The sequence below is a fragment of the Neoluteolibacter marinus genome (assembly GCF_014904755.1).
Taxonomy (GTDB): Bacteria; Verrucomicrobiota; Verrucomicrobiia; order Verrucomicrobiales; family Akkermansiaceae; genus Haloferula; species Haloferula marina.
Map to the genome: position 1 here is coordinate 108,685 of NZ_JACZFQ010000090.1, position 19,293 is coordinate 127,977.

Genomic DNA, 19,293 nt, shown 5'->3' on the forward strand with positions numbered 1-19,293 from the left:
TGGTCAGTGAGAAGTGAGAAGTGATTCCAGCGTGCTGCGCACGACGGTGAGAGCCTCGTCCACTTCGGCGGACGAGACGTTGAGCGGCGGAAGAAGGCGGACGGTCTCGGGACCCGCGGGCGGGACGAGGAGGCCGGCTTTCAGGAGCTCGCCGCAGACGAACGCGGCGGGGAGCTTGCCATCGGGGACGGCGAGTTGGGAGGCATCGAGGCCGAGGCCTAACAACAGGCCGAGGCCGCGGACTTCGGTGATGACCGGCAGCTTCCAGGAGGCGATGGTTTCGCGGATGTGCTGTTCCTGCTGGAGGACGTTGGCCTCGATGCCGGCGTCGGCGATTTCCGCGAGCACGGCGAGCGAGGCGGCGCAGGCCAGCGGGTTGCCGCCGTAGGTGGTGCCGTGGCTGCCGGGACCCAGCAACGACGACAGGCAGGTGCCGGCGTCGTCGATGGCCCGGTCGGACAACCAGAAGGCGCCGATCGGGAAGCCGCCGCCCATGCCCTTGGCCCAGGAAATGGCGTCGGGCTCGATTTCCGGAGCGATCGCGCGCCAGGCCATCGCCGGGCCGCAGCGGTTGAATCCGGCCTGGACCTCGTCGAGCAGCAGCAGCAGGTCGTGCTTCTTGCACAAGGCCGCGACGCCCCGCAGGAACTCGGGCGTGGCGACGTTGACCCCGCCCTCGCCTTGTACCGGTTCCAGCAGGATGGCGGCGGTTTCGGGCGCGATCGCCGCCTCGAGGGCGGCGAGATCATTGAAGGGCAGATGGCGGAAGCCGGTGGGCAGCGGGTCGAAGCCCTCCTTCACCTTGTCCTGGCCGGTGGCGCTGATGCCGCCGAGGGTCCGGCCGTGGAACGACTTGGTGAATGAAAGCACCTCGAAGCGCGGCGAGCCGTCGGGCTGCGGCCGGGCGTGGCCGAACTTGCGGGCGGTCTTGATCAGGCCGTCGTTCGACTCCGCGCCGGAGTTTGCGAAGAAGACCTTGCCGGGGAGTTTCACCTGTTCCTCGACAATGACCCGCGCGAGTTCTTCCTGCTGCGGGATGCCGTAGAGGTTGGAGACATGCATCAGGGTGCCGGCCTGTTCGCGGATGGCATCGACCAGCCGCGGCGGGCAGTGGCCGAGCGAGCAGACGGCGATGCCGGTGCAGAAATCGAGGTAGGACTTGCCGGCATCGTCCCACACCCGGGCACCCTCGCCGCGGACGAGCGTGACGGGGAAACGGGCGTAGGTGGAAAGGACGTGACTCATGGAAAAGGGGCGGAGGCTAGCGGTCTTCATGGTTTTGGCAAATCGGGAATTGCGACTGTCGGTGACGGTTCCGGCGCAGGGACGCGGCGGGCGGAGGCGACCCGCCAGGTGGCGAAGAGGGTCAACGCCGCGCCGGCGAGTTCGATGGCGGTGAATCGTTCGTGGAACAGGAAATAGGCGCCGGCTGCGGTGACCAGCGGCAGCAGCATCTGGATCGACGAGCCGCGCGACACGGGCAGGGTGCGGTAGGCATTGGTCATCACCAGCTGCGAGATGCCGACGATCACCGCGGCCGCGACCAGCCACAGGTGCCCGGCGCCCGGCAGGGAAGCGACCTTGCCGCCGCTGACCGGCAGGGCGAGGGCGATGCTGTAGAAGCACTGCGACGCGTAGATCGTCCCGGCGTGCTCGGTTTCCCGCAGCTTGCGGATCAGCACCACGACGATGCCCGCGCCGAAGGCCCCGGCGAGGCCGACCAGGTCCCAGCCGGAAATGCCGCGGGAGGCATCGCCGCCGACGAAGACCGCAAGTCCCGCGAAGCCGGCGAACATCCACAGCAGCGCGGCCCGCGAGACGTGCTCCTTGAGCCACCACGCCGCGATCAGGGTGCCGAAGATCGGGTAGGTGAGGTTCAGCACCACCGCCCGCGAGGCGCCGAGCTCGGCGATGGTCAGATAGAAGGCGGCGATCGAGAACGCGCCGACGATCCCCCGCAGCGCGACGAGCTTGGTGCCGACCAGCGCTTTCAGCGACAGTCCCCGGCCGAAGCCGTAGAGCGCGGCGACCATCAGCATGCCGACGATGCCCCGGTAGAGCGCGGCCATCCAGCCGTCGGCGGCGGGAAAGTGCAGGCCGAGGGCACGCAGCAGCAGGGTGTTCGCGGCAAATAGGAACACGGAAAGCAGCATCAGCAGGAAGCCGCGCGGGTCGTTGGTATCGGGTGGTTTCATCGGATCGGTCGGATCCGGAAACGGCGGGCCAGCGGCAGGGATTCAAGGTTCCTCCGGATGGCCGTGGGCCGGTTCCGGAGGTGGTGGTTTGCCATCAAGCCCCGGAAGCGCCAGCGCGCCAAATGGCGCGGGCGACAAGTCGGAGGTCTTTGCGATGGATCGCGGGCACGGCGGGGGATTGGCAGTTTCGGCCGGGAAAGTCAAGCGGCCGTCCCCGGCAATCGCCGCCCGCCCGTGCACCGCGGTGGTCGATGCCCGTCGACCGGGCGGAAATGCCATCCACTCTAAACGGATCTCCTGCGGTGGCCCAGAAGCAGCAAGGCGCCGGTGATCCCTAACAGAAGCGTGCCCGGTTCGGGGATGGTTTCCAGATAGAGGCTCCCGATCAATGATTCCGAGACGAGGATGAGCTCGATGTTTTCCCCGTTGAGATCGCTCCGCAGGAGGTTGGTGTTGTTGGCCCAATAGAGGTAGTCGTCGTCGACCACCAGGCCGCGGGCCCACGTCGAGGACACGACTACCTGCAGGTTCTGCCCGCTGAAGTCACTTCGGTAGATATTCCGGTCCATGCTATCGAACCAGAAGAGATTGAAGGAATTGGAGCTGAGGTAGCGAGGCTCGCCCAGCGACTCCAGGATCGGGGCCGCCGTTGCCGGGTCCGAGTAGTCGAGCGTCCAGATCCCGGAGCTCCCCCGCGACGAAACGGCGAACTGGAGCCAGAACAGTTGATCCGGAGTTCCGGTCATGTAGGCGGGCGAAGGAGAGGCGCCGGATTCGAAAATAAACTCCATGTGCCCTCCTGCCAGGTCCGTGCGGCGGATCGTGTCGTAGAGGGAGTCGCTCAGGTAGAGGTGATCCCCGGTGACGACGAATCCCCAGGTTGTGGCCCTCCGGTCGATCTCATACAGCGGTGTCCTGTTGCCGCCCTGGATGTCGGTCGTGAAGATACTCGATCCATCGTAGTCGGGATGGGACTGCGCATAGTAGACCGTTCCTTCGTGGACGGTCATGCTCTGGGTGCGGGCGGGAAGTTCCAGGAAAGCCCCCGGTCCGCTTCCATCCAGCGGGATCGAGTGGAGTCCGAAGCGCGTATCACCGGCCGTGCCCTGTCCGATCCAGCTCAGGCGCATCGAGGCGGCCCGGCAGACGGGAAGAGCTGATAGGGCCGAGAGAAGAAAAAGGGTCGCGAGTGTCAACCGGCGGGGGCGGGGCATGATGATCGGGGGGAGGTGGGAGCCGGCACCCGGCACCCGTCATGGGGATCAAGTGAACCGCCTTTCGGCTTGTCAATTCCAATGGAACCAGGGCGGTTGTTGCGGGAACCCGCCGGAAGAGGCGCCTGAAGCGGCGTCCCGATGCTTGTGCCCGCGGCCCGTTTCTCCGATTTCGCGTCCCCGTTCGGCCGGACTTGCATGCAAGGGGATCCGTGCCGACACTCCGCGGCATGTTCACGCCGAAATGGAAGAAGGAGGCGAAGCTGCTCCACAAGGGCGCGAAGAAGTTCCTCCACTACAAGCGGGATCTCCTCCCGGAGGACCGCATCGACGAGATCGAGTCGCGGCGTGCCGACCTGATGGACGCGGTGAAGTCCGGCGACCGCGCGAAGGTGGAAGAGGCTTCCAAGCAACTGCGCGCGACCTGTGAGCAAGCCCTGCCGAATTTCCCGGTGCAGAGCGGCTGGGAGGAGAACGTCGAGGTGATCTTCGTGGCGCTGGTGGTGGCGCTCGGCCTGCGCGCCTATGTGATCCAGCCGTTCCGGATCCCGACCGGTTCGATGCAGCCGACGCTCAACGGCATCACCATCCACAACAGCAAGGATCCGGAATACAAGAAGCCGTGGCTCGGCCAGCAGCTCTATGAAATGGTCACGCGCGGCAGGAGCTATCGCACGATCCTGGCGAAGAACGACGTCCAGGTCACCGGGTTGCACGACCGGTCGTGGTTCCTGTTCACCCGCACCGAGGTGATGTTCAACGACGGCACCAGCATCAAGATTCCGGCAGCCATCGGTGAAACCGCCAAACACGTGGAGGCCCGCACGATCGAGGACCCGCGGACCCACAAGCGCTACATGGTCGGCAAGAGCTACCGTCGCGGCGAGCCGATCCTGACCGGCTGGGTGGATACCGGCGATCTGGTGCTGGTCGACAAGGTCTCGTATCATTTCCGGCGGCCGAAGCGCGGCGAGGTGTTCGTGTTCGACACCCGCGGCATCCCGACCGAGCGGGAGGACCCGAAGCAAGTCGGGATGGGGGGGCAGGCGGGTGGTACCCATTACATCAAGCGGCTCAGCGGCGTGCCCGGGGACACCCTGGAGATCCGCCCGCCCGACCTTTTCGTCAACGGCACCATTTCCAAGGAGCCCGGCAACCTGCGGGTGATGCATGCGCAGGGCGAGTATGGCGTGTTGAACCAAGGCTACGTCCTCGCCAATGCCGGGGAGACCGGCTACCCGCTGCCGCTGCAGCGACCGGGGTCGAAGTTCCATCTCAAGGACAAGGCCGCCCCGGGCATGCGCGAATACGCCGCACTGGGTGACAATACCGGCAACTCGCTCGATTCGCGCTACTGGGGGAGTGTCAAGGAGTTCAACCTCGCGGGGCCCGCGCTGTTCTCCCTGTGGCCGATCACCACCGGACACTGGGGTTTCATCAAGTGATCCGTGCGCAAATGCACGCATGGTCAGGCTGGCACCGGAAGTGCATCGTTTTCTGCCCCTCTTCATGACCGATTCCGCTGAAATCACGAAGCAAGCGAAGTCCAACCTCGCCTTCGCGCTGCAGATCCTGCCCAAGGAACGGCGCGAGGGGATGGTGACATTCTACGCGTTTTGCCGCGTTGTGGACGATCTGGCGGACGATCTCGACCGCCCGATCGAGGAGCGCGAGTCGGGCTTGGCGGCGTGGCAGGAGGGGCTCGAGCACGGCTTCGTCGATCCGGATCCGCTGCAGCGGGAAGTGGTCGAGCTGATGGGGCAGTACGACATTCCCAGCCATCTCCTGACCGCCATCGTCGAAGGGTGCCGGATGGACCTGCGGCCGCAGCGTTTCGGCACCTGGGAGGATCTCTCGCAGTACACCTACAAGGTCGCCTGTGCGGTCGGCCTGGCGTCGCTGAAGGTTTTCGGTGCCAACGATCCGGCATCCGAACGCTACGCGGTCGCCCTCGGTCACGGCCTCCAGCTGACCAACATTTTGCGCGACGTTGGCGAGGATCTCGGCAACGGCTGCCGCATCTACCTGCCGCTGGCCGACCTCGCCCGCTTCCAATACACCGAGCGCGACCTGGTCGGCCGCGTCTACGACGGGCGCTTCGTGGCGATGATGGCCTACCAGGCGGACCGCGCAGACGCGCTCTACCGCGAGGCGATCGAGGTAATGCCGAAGTCCGATGCCAAGGCACTGGTGCCGGCGGAAATCATGCGCTCGACCTACCAGGCGCTGTTGGAAAAGATGCGCGGCGACGCATTCAAGGTCTTCAACCAGCGCTACCGGCTTTCCAAAGCCCGCAAGATGGCGATCTTCTCGAAACATTTCCTGCTTCGCGGCGGCTCGGCCGCCTGAATAATCCCGCCATCGATTCGTCCGATCGCCGACATGAAACCCCTGCTTGTTCTTCCGATCACCCTTTTGGTGGCCGCCTGCATCCCGCCACCACCGCCGCCGGTACCTTATCACCTGCAGCAGCCTCCGACCCGCGATGGCGAGCCCTACTATCCCTATGCCCGCGATGGCAGGGGGCCGGCCTCGGAGACCGGTGAATACGAGCAGATCCCGAATGGGAACCCGCCGGCACCGCGTGAAACGGGGCCGCGGGCGGATGACTATGATCCGGCACCGCCGGAACCCAAGCCGCGCGAGACCTATCCTTCGGCGAAGAAGACCAACAACCCGAACCAGGTGATCAGCCCGTATGCGCCTTACAACGTCATCGACGTTGAGGGCTTCAAGAGCGGGGCGCTGGCAAAGGACCCGTCGAACGGGAAGATCTTCCGGGTGCCCTGAGGGAATCCTCCGGTCAGGTCTGCGGAAGGCCGGGGCCCTGATTTTTCCCCGACGCGGGGGACGGTTCTTTTGGTTGTCCGGCGGGCGTCGGAACGTAGTGTCGGGATCACGGCACCGCATGAAGTACCCGATTCTCACGCTCTCCGCCGCGTTGATGGCGTCCCCGCTGGTTGCGGCGGATCCGCCCGCGCAGGTTTTCCAAATCAATTGTTCGGCCTGCCACGCGGTGGACCACATGGTGGTCGGCCCCTCGCTGGTGGAGATCGCCGGCATCTACCGCGACAATCCGGACGGCTTCGTCAAGTGGTGCGTCAAGCCGGAGCACAAGCGCGAGGGTGTCATCGAGATGCCGTCCATGGCCCACCTCGGCGAGCCGGTTCTCCGCGAGCTGCACGGATTCATCCTCAAGGCCGCGGCGGGGAAAACGGAACTCAAGAAGGGCAACGGTGATCCCTACAGCGTGCCGGCGGCGATGGTTCGCCGGCCCCAGGTCCAGCGGATCTTCCTGCCCGACGCGTCGCCGGCCGCGATCGCGGTGGCCCTGCCCGGCGACCTCTCCTACTGCTTCGATGCCGCCGAATGCCGGCTCCGCTACGTTTGGAAAGGCGGCTTCGTCGACGGCGCGCCCTACTGGAAGTCGAATGGCAGCTCGCTGGCCAAGCTGCAGGGCGAGGTGGTCTATCGCGAGGAGCATTTTCCCCTGACCTGGCCGCTCGCCGGCGAGGAGCTGCCGCCGCGCTTCCTCGGTTATCACGTCGACAAGGACGGACTGCCCACATTCCGCTACCGCCGGGGCGGCATGGTCTGGACGGAGACGATCCGGCCGCTTGCCGGTGGCAAGGGCATCGCCCGGGAGTTCACGACCGACGGCGCCAAGGACATGACCGCGGTCGCGTCCGGTGGTGCCACGGTGGTGTCCAGCACCGGTAGCCCCGGGATCGGCGCGGACCGGTCCAAGTCCTTCACCCTCGACTTCTCCTGGAAATGATACGTTACCTCTCGTACTTCCTCCTCCTGGGCTCGGCCGCGGCGGCGCCTTTCGCGATCGAACCGATGCCGAATCCCCCGGGAGTGGACCCGCAGATCGGCGGCGTCGACGCACTGCCCGACGGCAAGGTGGCCGCGGCCTTCCACCGCGGCGAGGTGATGGTCTTCGACCCGGCAACCAGGTCGTGGTCGAAGTTCGCCGAGGGCTTGCAGGAGCCGCTCGGCCTGCTCGCGGAATCACCGTCGAGCTTCCTGATCATGCAGCGCGCGGAACTGACCCGCGTGAAGGACGTGGATGGCGACGGCCGGGCGGACGAGTACGAGACGCTGTTCGACGACTTCGGGATGACCGGCAACTACCACGAGTTCGCGTTCGGCCCTGCGAAGGGGCCGGACGGATCCCTCTACGTTGCGCTGAACATCGCCTCGAACGGCGCGGGGGTGCGTCCCGAGATCCGCGGCACGTGGTCCGACATCGGGGAGCTGGATTTCAAGCAGATGATCCACGACGGCAGCTGGGGCAAGAAGTCCGGCAAGGCCGGCCGGATGTATTCGCGGGTCCCGTGGCGCGGCTGGATCATGAAGCTTTCGCCCGACGGAAAGACGGCGGAGCCCTTCGCCTGCGGTTTCCGTTCGCCCGATGGCATCGGCTTCGACGCGCAGGGCAACCTGCTCGCCACCGACAACCAGGGCGACTGGCGCGGCACCTCGCCGCTCTACGTGGTGAAGAAGGGCGGCTTCTACGGTCACCCGGCGTCGCTGGTGTGGCGGGACGGTTGGGACAAGGGGGATCCGAGGATGTTGCCGGAGCCGGAACTCGATGCGATGCGGGTGAAGGAAAGCGCCCGGTTTCCGCAAGGCGAGCTGGCGAACTCGCCGGCGCAACCGGTGGTGTTCCCGGATTCATGGGGGCCCTTCGCGGGGCAGGTGCTGATCGGTGAAATGAACCAGGCGCGGATGGTCCGCTACCTGCCGGACGACGTCGCGGGTTTCCGCCAGGGAACCCTGATCCCGATGTTCGACGGCACCCCGCTGGGAATCGGCAACCACCGCCTGGCATTCGGCAAGGACGGGGCGCTGTGGGTCGGCAAGACCCACCTGTCCTGGGCCGGTGCGGAAGGGCTGGTGAAAATCGTCCCCTCGGGCCTCGACAAGGTTTTCACAGTTACCGCCGTGTCGCTCGCGAAGACCGGGGACCAAAGCGTGCTGCGCATTTCACTCAGCCAACCGGTCACCGGGGGCAGCGACGCGGTGAAGGTCGACCGCTTCAGCTATCACTATCACCAGGACTACGGGTCGCCGAAGATCGACGAGGCGTCAGTGGCGATCGGTACGCCGGAACTCGCGGCGGATGGCCGGGAGCTGGTCATCCCGCTGCAGCCGGCGAAGGGCGCGATCCATCGCGTCGATCTCGGCAAGCTGCGGGCCGCGGGGGACGTCGCGCTGGAGGGCAAGGTGCTCTACTATCAGGCGAGCGAGCTGCCCTAGGGCGTGTCGAGCAGCAGCTCGAGGCGGGTGAAGATCCTCGGATCCGGGAGCGGTCCGCCGCCGAGACTTGCGGGAAGCTCGACCGGCAGCCAGCCGTCGACCAGCGGCGGCGGGGTGTCGGTGACCGAGTCGAATAGCACGGTCGACCAGTCGTCGAGGTCCGGCGACGCCTTGACGCGCCAGATCAGGTCGGTGAGCGAGGGATCGAAGCGGAAGCTGAAGGTGAAGCCGGGAACGGCGGTGAGCTTCGGCAGGAGGTGGGTAACCGGGTCGTGGGGGCCGGCACCGAGGGCGTAGCGGAGGATGTTGGAAATGCCGTCGCCGGCGGCCGAGGCATCGGGCCCGGAGAGGGCGTCGTTCGCGAAGTCGCCGGGTTCGGGGAAGTTCTCCGCGCGCCAGTAGGCGTACGTGCCCGGCTCGAGGGCGAAGGGGTCGCCCTCGAGGGTGAGGTTGTCGAAGCGGTTGTTGCCGGCAATGCCGCCGTCGCCTTGCTGGAACGCGATGCGCAGGGCGAAGAGCGGGTTGTCGTTGGCCTCGGGGATGTTGCGGAAATCGAGGATCCGCAGGACCGGGGCGGAGTCGGCGATGACGAAGGAGGTGAAGGGCAGGTAGGTGGTGCCGTCGACCGTGTAGTAGACGTCCTGGGTTCCGGCTCCCTGGCCGGACCTGCGGGTCTCGTACTTGGCGACGATGTTGCCGTAGCCGGTGGTGGGGAGGGCGATGTCGAGTGTCGCGTCGAGCGGGTAGTTCAGCCGGAAGTGGTTGCCGGCGGGATCGCCGTTGCGGGCATTCTCGGCGATGAACCCCTCGTTGTTGTCGGCGATGACGGTGGCGGATCCGTTCAAGGTCGGCGCGAGGGCCGCTCCGCCGATGGTCTGGGTCGGCGTGAGCAGGTTGGCACCGTTGAAGTTCCAGTAGTGGAGGAGCAGTCCGGGTGGCGGCGGGGTGGCGGTGAAGGCGGCGGGTGCGGACCAGTGGCTCCAGCGGCCGGAGTTGTCCTGATGGCGGACGCGGACCCGGTAGGACTTGCCGGGGTCGGCGATGCCGTAGGGGATGCGGACGCTGGCGGTGGTGGAGGTGAATTCCTCGGTCCAGATCGGATCGATCTCGTAGGTGCGTGGCGTCCCGGCGACATAACCCGGGACCCCGGGGCCGGAGATTTCCGCGAGCCGCCACTGCGTCTTGGCGAAGGTGCCGGAGCCCTGCGGGTCGGAGAACGACGAGGAGGTGAAAACCAGGTCGCTGACCGGGAAGGCCGGATCGCCGGTGGCGGTGGCGACCGGGGTCTGCGGAATGTCGGGATCGGCCGACTCAGACAGGACATACTGGTAACCGTAGCCGAGCTGGTTGCCGTTGTTGGCGGTCCATGGGCCGCCGGGCCAGGCGTTGGTCGAGTAGTCGCGGAGGAAGGCCATCGCGTCCTCGTGCGCCATGATCCCGGAGTCCGTCGGCGAGCGCAGCCAGCGGGTCCAGCTACCGCCGTTGCGGGTGTCGCCGAAGCTGGTGCGGTAGAAGTTGCCGCGGTGGTTGAATTGGCCGCTGGCCCGGCCGTCGGTGCCGCTGCTGCGCGGGTGGAGGTTCCACATCGCGGCGTCGGCATCGGCCCAGGTGAGGGCCAGCCCGGCCGGGTTGACGATCTGGGCGAACTCGTCGACCAGCTGGCCGAACTGGCCGCCGCCGGGCGCGCTGTCGGAGCCGAGCAGGTCGAGGATCTCGCGGGCGCGGTTGCGGAACTCGAGGTGGAGCGCCGGGTTGTCCTGGATCGACTCGTGGGCGTAGATCACGCCGGGGATCTCGTTACCGCTGATGTCGGTGGTCTGGTGGCGCTTGGCGATGAACATCATGTCCAGGTCCCACGGGATCGGGACCCAGCGGCCGTCGGTGACGCGGTGGTGGAAGTAGTGGTTGTAGCCGGTGCGGAGGTCGACGTTGCCGGTGAGGCGGCTGAGGGTGTGGAAGGTGTAGTAGGCCTCCATGTCCATGTTCGCCCGCCACCACGATTCGGTCGGGGCCCCGGCACCCTTGTAGGCATCACGGAAGGCGTTCCAGTCGCTGGAGTTGACCGGCTGGCCGAAGCCCTGGTGCTTCTTGTCGCCCTGGCTCGCGCCGATCTTGTAGAGGTTGCCGTCGGGAAGCCCGCGCTCGTCGAGGAAGGATCCGTCGGGTTGCTCGAGGGCGAGGTAGAGGCCCCAGAAGTCGCCGGCGTACTGGCCGTCGGAAACCGGGTTGCCGACGGGCTCCTCGCCGATCGGGTCGTTGATGACCGTGCCGGCGGCGGGGGTCTCGTTGGGGCCGCGGATGACCCGCAGGTGGAAGTAGTGGGTGTTCGGCGACGCCAGCCCGCCGAGCTGGAAGATCTTGTAGGAAACGGCCTCCTCGACGCCGGCCATGCCGCGGTGGAGGGCGGCCCACGGGCTGGAGCAGGCGTCGGCCGAGAACGAGCCCCAGGTTTCCCGGTATTCCCCGCCGAAGTTGTCCTTCGCCGGGAAGTCGCGGCTACGATTGAAGTAGTAGCGCCACTTGTTCTTGCCGGACTTGTAGGTCGAGGCCTCGCCGCGGTTGCGGAACTGGATGTGGTCGTAGACCTTGCCGTCGTGGACGAAGGTGCCGGGGAAGCGGACGTGGTCGCCGCTGGTCTCGTACTGGCATTCGACGATGTCGTCGACGTTCGCGATCAAGGTGTAGACCGGCAGGTCGTCGAGCAGGCTGGCGGGGTAGGACTGGACGGGCGTGGGCGGCTCGGTCGAGCCGGCGATGGTGGTGGGTCGGAAGGCGCCCTGCCACGCGGGCAGGCCGGCGTAGACGAAGTAGGCGAAGTTCGGCTGCTCGTCATCGGCGTAGGGGGCGACGGCCGAATTGCCGAGGTCGTCGGAGAAGTGGATCCGGTAGCGGATCAGCCGGCGGTTCTGCTGGACGGAGGCGGGGATGCGGACCGTGTAGATCGAGTCCTTGGCCGTCGCGTCGCCGCTCAGGCCGTTGTCCTTCATGGTCACGGTGGTCCAGGACGCGGCGTAGGCGGGGTCACCGAGGCGGATGTAGGCGCCCGGTTCGACGATCTGGTAGTCGAGGGTGACGCTGTCGACCCCGTCGGGATCGGTGACCTTGGCGGTGATCGTGACGACCTGACCGGGGACGGGGGCGCGGGGACTGTGGTCGACCTGGCGGATCGCCGGGGGGATCAGCGCCGGGTCGAGCTTGACCGAATTCACCGCGCCGGGGGTGGGCACCGGCGACAGCGGGGCGTCGGTCGCGAGCTCCAGGTCCATCGAGAAGTCCGGGCTGTCGATGGAGGCGTTGAAGGCGTGGACGGCGATCACGTTGGTGCCGCCGACGAGGTAGCTGTCGGCGTTGGTCAGCGTGACGTCTTCCCAGTCGTTGTTGTGGCCGCTGCCGTTGAGGAAGCTATAGGCGAGCTGGCCGCTGGCGGTGGCCCGGCGGTGGACTTCGACGCCGTTGATCCAGATCACCCAGGCGTCGTCGATGCTGACCCGGAGGTGGATCTCCTCGGGAATGTCGCCGGCCTCGACGGTGAAGGACTTGCGGAAGTAGACGCTGCCGTAAGTGTTCTTCATGTCGGCCAGCGTGGTGTTGAGGCCCGAGTCGCTGTAGCCGATTCCGGTCTGGCCTTCGTCCCAGCCGGAGTCGTCGAAGGCCGGTGTCCGCCAGTCATCGACCGGGTCGGAGGCTTCGGCGGTGCCCTTCTTGTATTTCCATCCGGTGGCCTGGGACGGGATGTAGACGGTCGGAGGAAAGAAGACGGTGCCGGACGAACGCCAGGAGCCGCCTACGTCGTTGTCGAGGGAAGGATCCAGCAGCTCGGCGGAGCTGCCGCTGCCGTCGGCGCCGGTGGGCCAGGGGAAACCGACGCCGTAGTTGACGCGGTCGCGGAGGGTGCCGGTCTCGTCGCGCAGTTCGATGTCCTCGCCGCTGGAATTCAGTTTCCCGGTCCACGGCCCGAGCGCGGTCTTGCCGTAGTTCGACAGGATGAACGACGGGTTCTCAGCGACCACCAGGAATCCACCCGGGGCCAGGCTGGTGCCCGGAGGGAAGGTGTACTCGACCGCGTCGGTCAGGGACCATCCGGAGAGGTCGAGCGTCGAGTCCCCGGGATTGTGGAGTTCGATGAACTCTTCCAGTTCGGTGCCGTCGAACGGCTTGAAATGGAACTCATTGATGACCGCGGTGTCGGGAACCAGCGGGGTGGTGACGAAGGTGGCCGTGTCGGGTGCCCAGGAGGATCCCGCCGCATTGGTCGCCCGGCTGCGGAAATAATAGGGGGTCTGGGGGGTGAGCCCGGTGACGAAGAACGAGAAGTCCCCGGACTGCGGTCCAGAGTCGACGGAAGACTCCCAGCCGGCCGGGTTGGTGCCGCCGTCGCTGGTGCCGTAGAAAACGGTGATGGAGGGCGTTTCGTTGCCCTCGCCGGTGACCTCGCCGCGCAGGCTGGCGGTGGTGCCGGTGATGCCGCTCGCGCTGCGGTTTTCGACGGCGGGAAGGTTCACCGTCAGGGTGGTGAAGGAGAACGTGGACGCCGCCCAGGTGGACCCGCCGGCATTCTCCGCGTGGACGCGGAAGTAGGTGGTGGAGCCCGGTGCCAGGCCGTCCAGGGTGGCGACAAAATCGCCGGCCGATCCGCTCACCGCCGTGGAGGAAGCCCAGTTGGCGGGGGTGGTGCCACCGTCGGCAGGGCCGTGGTAGATCGTCACGACCGGATCACCGCTGCCAACGGAGCTCACGGTGGCACCTGCGATGGCGGAGGTGGCGGTGATGTCCGCGACCGGGAGGTGGGTGACAAGCGGAGGCAGGGGCAGGGTCTCGAAGCTCTTCGGTGGAAGCGCCCACGAGTCGCCGGCGCTGTTGGTGGCCCGGGCGATGAAGAAGTAGGTCGTTCCCGGTGCGAGACCGGAGATGTTTCCTGAAAAGGTGCTGGCGTGGCTTCCCGGCAGGGTCAGCGAATCCTGCCACGATGCCGGGTTCAGGTCGCCGGCCGTGGTTCCCCAGAAGAAGGTTACTACGGGTTCGTCGTTCCCGATGGCGGTGACCGTGCCGTTGAGGGTCGCGTTGGTGGTGGCAACGGCGGTGGCGGCGTCGGTGTGAAGCGTCGCGCCGCCGGGTGGGATGAGGGCGGTGGCGTCGAGCCGGAGGTGGTCGAAATGGGATCGGCCGGCCCCTCGAGCTTGGAGGAGGATCCGGATGGTCTGGCCCACCGCTGCGGGATTGGCGGGGGTATCGAAGATCAGCGGCGGGGCATCCGCGAAGGTTCCCGCCGCCAGGGTCGAGGCGTTGAAGATCCCGGTTGCGAAGATGGTCCCCGTGCTGTCCGCGAGGTAGTAACGGGTTTCATTGGCCGGCTGGGTGATCCCCTCGCGGTTCCCCGCGGCGACGGTCAGGGTGTAGCGGGTGTCGGTCTGATAGGTGGCCGCGAGGTCCTGCCAGACGTCGTGGCTGAACTCGATCGCGAGGTGATCGGTTCCCGCCGCCGCGAATCCCGGCTGGTAGTCCTCGAAACCAAAGTTGTTGCCGGGTCCGGCGGTCTCCTGCCACTCGGGACTCAAGTCCTCGTCGTTTTCGCCGGGACCAAGCGAGTTAACTTCGAATGAAGGGTCGCCGATCGTGATCGGCGTTGCCGAAATCAAACCTGACAAAGCAATCGACAACCAAGCGAAACGCAAGGCAGCAAACATGATCTTCTGGGGGTGGTGGGGGGGTGGCGAACCGCCATCAGGTCCGGTTGAATTCCCGCCCTGATCGGTTCGCAACGGCCACCAGATTCTAATTGTGACGAAATGTCCACACGAGAATCAGAATCTAGTTCGATGTGATAATCACGAAATGTTATCTTTCTTCGCGGCCATGCCCGCCATGATCGGGGCTGCCGGGCCATCTTGTGATGGCGAATGGACCATCGGCTCAGGGCGCCTCAAGCGATAGCTCGAGGCGGGCGAAGATCTTGGGGTCGGGAACCAGTCCGCCATCAAGGTTCGCCGGGAGTTCCACCGGCAGCCAGCCGTCGACCAGCGGCGGCGGGGTGTCGGTTTCGGAGTCGAACAGCACGGCCGACCAATCGTCGAGATCGCGCGAGGCCCGGACGCGCCAGGTCAAGTCGCTCAGCGAAGGATCGTGGCGGAACAGGAAGGTGAAGCCGGACGGGCCGGTGGTGAGCACCGGCAGCAGGTGGGCGACGGGGTCAAGCGGGCCGACACCGAGTGCATAGCGGATGATGTTCGCGATGCCGTCGCCTGCGGGAGTCGCATCAGGTCCGGAGATGGCGTCGTTGGCGAGGTCGCCCGCATCGGGGAAATTCGTCGCCCGCCAGTGGGCGTAGGTGCCCGGCTGGGTTGCGAGCGGGTCGCCTTCCACCGTGAAGTTGTCGAAGCGGTTGTTGCCGGCATTGCCGCCGTCGCCCTGTTGGAAGGAAATGCGCAGCGCGAACAGCGGATTGTCGGCCACGCCGGCGACCTGGCGGAAGTCGAGCACCTGAAGGGCCGGCGTGGCGTCGAGGACCGGGAGGGTGGTGAAGGGCGTGAACACCGAACCGTCGACGGTGTAGGCGATCTGTTGGGTGCCGGCGCCCTGGCCGGAGCGGCGGGTCTCGTATTTGACGACGATGTTCTCGTGGCCGGTGGTTGGGATCGCGAAATCCAGGATCGCGCCGAGCGGGATGTTGACGCGGAGGTGGTTGCCGGCGGGGTTTTCGTTGCGGGCATTCTCGCCGTTGAAACCTTCGTTGTTGTCCGCGACCGTCGCGGATCCGCCGCTGAGCGAGGGTGTCAAATTTCCGCCGCCCAGGGTCTGGGTGACGGCAAGCAGATTGGCTTCGTTGAAGTTCCAGTAGTGCAGCAGTTGTCCCGGCGGCGGGGTGGTTGCGGCGAAGGTGGCAGGTGCGGACCAGTGACTCCAGCGGCCGGTGTTGTCCTGGTGGCGGACGCGGACGCGGTAGGTCCTGCCGGGGGTGGCGATGCCGTAGGGGATGCGGACACTGGCCGTGGCCGAGGTGGATTCCTCGGTCCAAACCGGGGTGATCTCATAGATCCGGGGTGTCCCGGCGACATAACCCGGGACCCCGGGGCCGGAGATTTCCGCGAGCCGCCACTGCGTCTTGGCATAAGTGCCGGCACCCTGCGGGTCGGAAAACGCGGATGCGCTGAAGGTCAGGTCGCTGACCGGGTAGGACGGATCACCGGTGGCGGTGAGGGTCGGGGTCTGGGGAATCGCCGCGTCGGCGGCGTCGGCGGCGAGGTACTGGTAGCCGTAGCCGAGCTGGTTGCCGTTGTTGACCGCCCAGGTGCCGCCCGGCCAGGTGTTGGTGGCGTAGTCACGGAGGTACGCCATCGAGTCCTCGTGTGCCATCGTGCCCGAGGATGCCGGCGAGCGCAGCCAGCGGGTCCAGCCGCCGCCGATCCGGCTGTCGGCGAAGCTGGTGCGGTAGAAGTTCCCCTTGTGGTTGCCTTGTCCGCTGGCGTTGCTGTCGGTGCCGCGGGTCCGGGGGTGGAGGTTCCACATCGCGGCGTCGGCGTCGGCCCAGGTGAGCGTCTGGCCGGCCGGATTGACGATCTGGGCGAACTCGTCGATCACCTGCGCGACCTGGCCGCCGCCGGGTGCGGAATCGGACGCAAGCAGGTCGAGGATTTCGCGGGCGCGGTTGCGGTACTCCAGCGCGAGCGCGGGATTCTGGACGATCGATTTGTTGGCATCGATCAGCCCGCTCCAGTGGGTCTTGGCGATGAACATCATGTCGAGGTCCCACGGCATCGGCACCCAGCGGTTGTCCGAGGAGCGGTGATAGAAGTAGTGGTTGTAGCCGGAGCGGACATCGACGTTGCCGTCCAGGCGGTTGAGCGCGTGGAAGGTGTAGTAGGCTTCCATGTCCATGTTCGCCCGCCACCAGCTCTCCGTCGGGTTGCCGCTGACGTGGGCGTCGCGGAAGCTGTTCCAGTCGGAGGAATCGAGCGGTTGGGTCGCGCCCTGGCTCTTCTTGTCGCCCGCGTTGCCCTCGATCTTGTAAACGCTGCCATCGGGCAAGCCGCGCTCGTCGAGGAAGGAGCCGTCGGGTTGCTCGACCGCGAGATAGAGGCCCCAGAAGTCGCCGGCATATTGGCCGTCGGCACTGCCGATGGGGTCGTTGACGACCACGCCGGGGGCGGGCGTCTCGTCGGCGCCGCGGACGATCCGGAAGTGGTAGTAGTGGGTGTGCGGCGAGGGCAGGCCGGCGAGGTCGTAGAGCTTGAAGGAGGCGGCTTCCTCGACGCCGGCCATGCCGCGGTGGACCGGGGCCCAGGGGCTGGCGCAGGCGTTGCCGGAGAATGAACCCCAGGTCTCCTTGTATTTCGCTCCGAAGTTGTCGCGGGCGGGAAGATCGCGGGAGCGGTTGAAGAAAAAGCGCCACTTGTTCTTCCCCGACTGGTAGGTCGAGGCCTCGCCGCGGTTCTTGAACTCGATGTGATCGTAGACTTTCCCGTTGTAGACGAAGGTGCCGCGGAAGCGGACCGCGTCGTAGCCGCTGCTGTACTGGGAGTTGATGACGTCGGTACCGTTGGCGATCAACGAATAGACCGGCAGGTCGTCGAGCAGGGTGCCGGGGAAGGTCTGGAGCGGCGTGCTGCCGGGCCGCAGCGCTCCCTGCCACGCCGCCAAGGGACTGGAAACATAGTAGGCGAAGTTGGGCTGTTCGTCGTCGGCGTAGGGCACGGTGAGCGTGTTGCCGAGGGAATCGGCGAAGGTGATCCGGTAGCGGACCAGCCGGCGGTGGTTCTGGACGGAGCCGGGGATCCTGGCGGTGTAGGTGGAATCGTTCGCGGTCGCGTCGCCGTTGGTGCCGTTGTCGCGCATGGTCACGGTCGTCCAGGAAGTGGCGTAGGCGGCGTCGGTGAGCCGGATGTAGGCCCCGGGATCGACGGTCTGATAGGCGAGGGTGACGGTGCCGACGCCGTCGGGATCGGTGATGCGGGCGGTGATGGTCACCGCGTCGCCGGGTCCGGGGCTTTCCGGCGAGTGCTCGACCTGGCGGATCTGGGGCGGGATCGCGGCGCTGGCGCGGGCGACCGAGTTGGCGGCCCCGGGGGTGGGGGCGGGCGAGGTGTTGGCGACCGACGACAGCTCGAGGTCCATGGAGAAATCGCTGCTGCCGAGGGTGGTGTTGAAGCCGTGCACGGCGACGACGTTGGTGCCGCCGAAGAGGTAGTTGCCGGCATTTTCCAGGATCACCTCTTCCCAGGCGTTCTCGTGGTTGGCGGGTGCCAGGTAGTTGTAGGCGAGCTGGCCGGTGCCGACATTGCGGCGTTCGACCTCGGTGCCGTTGATCCAGATCACGCAGCCGTCGTCGATGCGGATCCGCAGCCGCAGCTGGTCGGGGATGGCGTCGGCCGGCACGGTGAAGGACTTGCGGAAGTAAACGCTGGCGTAGCCCGCGCTGCCACCGGTGACCCGCCGCATGTCACCGAGGGTGGTGTTGACGCCGCCGTCGTTGTAGCCGATGCCCGTTTGCCCGTTCGCCCAGCCGGAATCGTTGAAGGACGTTCCGCGCCAGGAGGTCACGGGCGAGGAGGCCTCGGCCGTCCCCTTGAGATACTTCCAACCGGCGGCCTGGGATTCGATGTAGGTTACCGGCCCGCTGGCGGCCGACCCCGAGGCGCGCCACGAGCCGCCGAGGTCGTTGTCGAGGCCCGGATGGACCAGTTCCGCCGAGTTGCCGCCGCCGTCGGAGCCGGTTGGCCAAGGGAACCCGACGCCGTAGTCGACCCGATCGCGCAGGGTGCCACCCGCGTCGCGCAGATCGATGCTTTCGCCGCTGGAATTGAGGTTGCCGGTCCAGGGGCCGAGGGCGGCCGCGCCGTATCTGGACAGGAGGGTCGCGGGGTTCTCGGCGACCACGAGGTAGCCGCCGGCGGGCAGGGTGGTGCCGCCGGGGAAGGTGAAGGCGACCGCGTCGGAGAGCGTCCAGCCGGACAGGTCGAGCGCGCTGTCGCCCGGATTGTGGATCTCGATGAATTCCTCGGGGCTGGTCTTGTCGGCCGGGCGGTAGTGGAACTCGGTGATCACCGCGTTGTCGGGCACCGCGGCGGTGGTGGTGAAGGAGAGCGTGTCGGGAGCCCACACGGTGCCGATGGCATTGGCCGCACGACTGCGGAAATAGTAGGTGGTTTCGGGCGAAAGGCCGGAAACGAAGCGGCTGAAGTCCCCGGTTTGCAGGCCGGCGTCGGCGCTGTCATCCCAGCCGGCCGGATTGGTGCCCCCGTCGCTGGTTCCGTAGAAGACGGTCACCGCGGGCGCGTCGTTGCCGCTGTCGGTGACCTCGCCGCGCAGGTTCGCGGTGGAACCGGTGATGCCATTGGCGCTGCGGTTTTCGACCGCCGGGGTGGTGACGGTGAGGGTGGAGAAGGAGGCCGAGGCGGAGGCCCAGGACCCACCGCCGTCGTTTTCCGCGTAGGCGCGGTGATAGTAGGTCGTGGCCGGGTCCAGTCCGGCGATCAGGGTGGTCTGGCTGCCGGTGAACTCACCGAGGGAAAGCGAGGCATCCCAGCCACCGGCGTCGGAGCCGCCGTCGCTGGTGCCGTAGTAGAGCGTCACTGCCGGGGGGGGGCCGCCGGAGGCGGTGACCGTGGCGCCGGCGCTGGCGCTGG

10 protein-coding genes are annotated in these 19,293 nt (G+C 66.8%); 5 read left to right on the forward strand and 5 right to left on the reverse strand.

Annotated features, from left to right (window positions below; all coding sequences use genetic code 11):
* Positions 1–3: 3 nt before the first annotated feature.
* From IG178_RS17165 to IG178_RS17175, 3 genes are all read right to left on the reverse strand, one after another.
* Positions 4–1,245, reverse strand: coding sequence for an acetylornithine transaminase (locus IG178_RS17165; RefSeq protein ID WP_193213803.1), 1,242 nt, complete (start codon positions 1,243–1,245; stop codon positions 4–6).
* Positions 1,246–1,271: 26 nt separating this feature from the next.
* Complete coding sequence (locus tag IG178_RS17170) at positions 1,272–2,195, reverse strand: DMT family transporter (RefSeq protein ID WP_193213804.1); 924 nt, start codon at positions 2,193–2,195, stop codon at positions 1,272–1,274.
* A gap of 284 nt (positions 2,196–2,479) precedes the next feature.
* Positions 2,480–3,409, reverse strand: a complete 930-nt coding sequence (locus IG178_RS17175; protein ID WP_193213805.1) for a YncE family protein — start codon at positions 3,407–3,409, stop codon at positions 2,480–2,482.
* Positions 3,410–3,639: 230 nt separating this feature from the next.
* Here IG178_RS17175 and lepB point away from each other — a divergent pair, with 230 nt between their 5' ends.
* From lepB to IG178_RS17200, 5 genes are all read left to right on the forward strand, one after another.
* Positions 3,640–4,854 carry a signal peptidase I gene (gene lepB / locus IG178_RS17180; RefSeq protein ID WP_226895525.1) on the forward strand — a complete coding sequence of 405 codons (1,215 nt, stop codon included), beginning with the start codon at positions 3,640–3,642 and terminating at the stop codon, positions 4,852–4,854.
* Between the two features lie 64 nt (positions 4,855–4,918).
* Positions 4,919–5,758 (forward strand): phytoene/squalene synthase family protein, encoded by an 840-nt coding sequence (locus tag IG178_RS17185; RefSeq protein ID WP_193213807.1) that lies wholly within the window; start codon positions 4,919–4,921, stop codon positions 5,756–5,758.
* Positions 5,759–5,791: 33 nt separating this feature from the next.
* Positions 5,792–6,199, forward strand: coding sequence for a hypothetical protein (locus IG178_RS17190; RefSeq protein ID WP_193213808.1), 408 nt, complete (start codon positions 5,792–5,794; stop codon positions 6,197–6,199).
* 118 nt (positions 6,200–6,317) lie between these two features.
* Positions 6,318–7,187 (forward strand): c-type cytochrome, encoded by an 870-nt coding sequence (locus tag IG178_RS17195; protein ID WP_193213809.1) that lies wholly within the window; start codon positions 6,318–6,320, stop codon positions 7,185–7,187.
* On the forward strand, positions 7,184–8,674 hold the full coding sequence (locus tag IG178_RS17200) for a DUF7133 domain-containing protein (protein ID WP_193213810.1): 1,491 nt from the start codon (positions 7,184–7,186) through the stop codon (positions 8,672–8,674). Before IG178_RS17195 ends, IG178_RS17200 begins: the two co-directional genes overlap by 4 nt.
* Here the strand turns inward: IG178_RS17200 and IG178_RS17205 are convergent.
* Both IG178_RS17205 and IG178_RS17210 read right to left on the reverse strand, forming a co-directional pair.
* Positions 8,671–14,358 (reverse strand): lamin tail domain-containing protein, encoded by a 5,688-nt coding sequence (locus IG178_RS17205; RefSeq protein ID WP_193213811.1) that lies wholly within the window; start codon positions 14,356–14,358, stop codon positions 8,671–8,673. The two genes, IG178_RS17200 and IG178_RS17205, sit on opposite strands and share 4 nt — an antisense overlap.
* 226 nt (positions 14,359–14,584) lie before the next feature.
* Complete coding sequence (locus IG178_RS17210; RefSeq protein WP_343226000.1) at positions 14,585–19,240, reverse strand: lamin tail domain-containing protein; 4,656 nt, start codon at positions 19,238–19,240, stop codon at positions 14,585–14,587.
* Positions 19,241–19,293 lie beyond the last annotated feature (53 nt).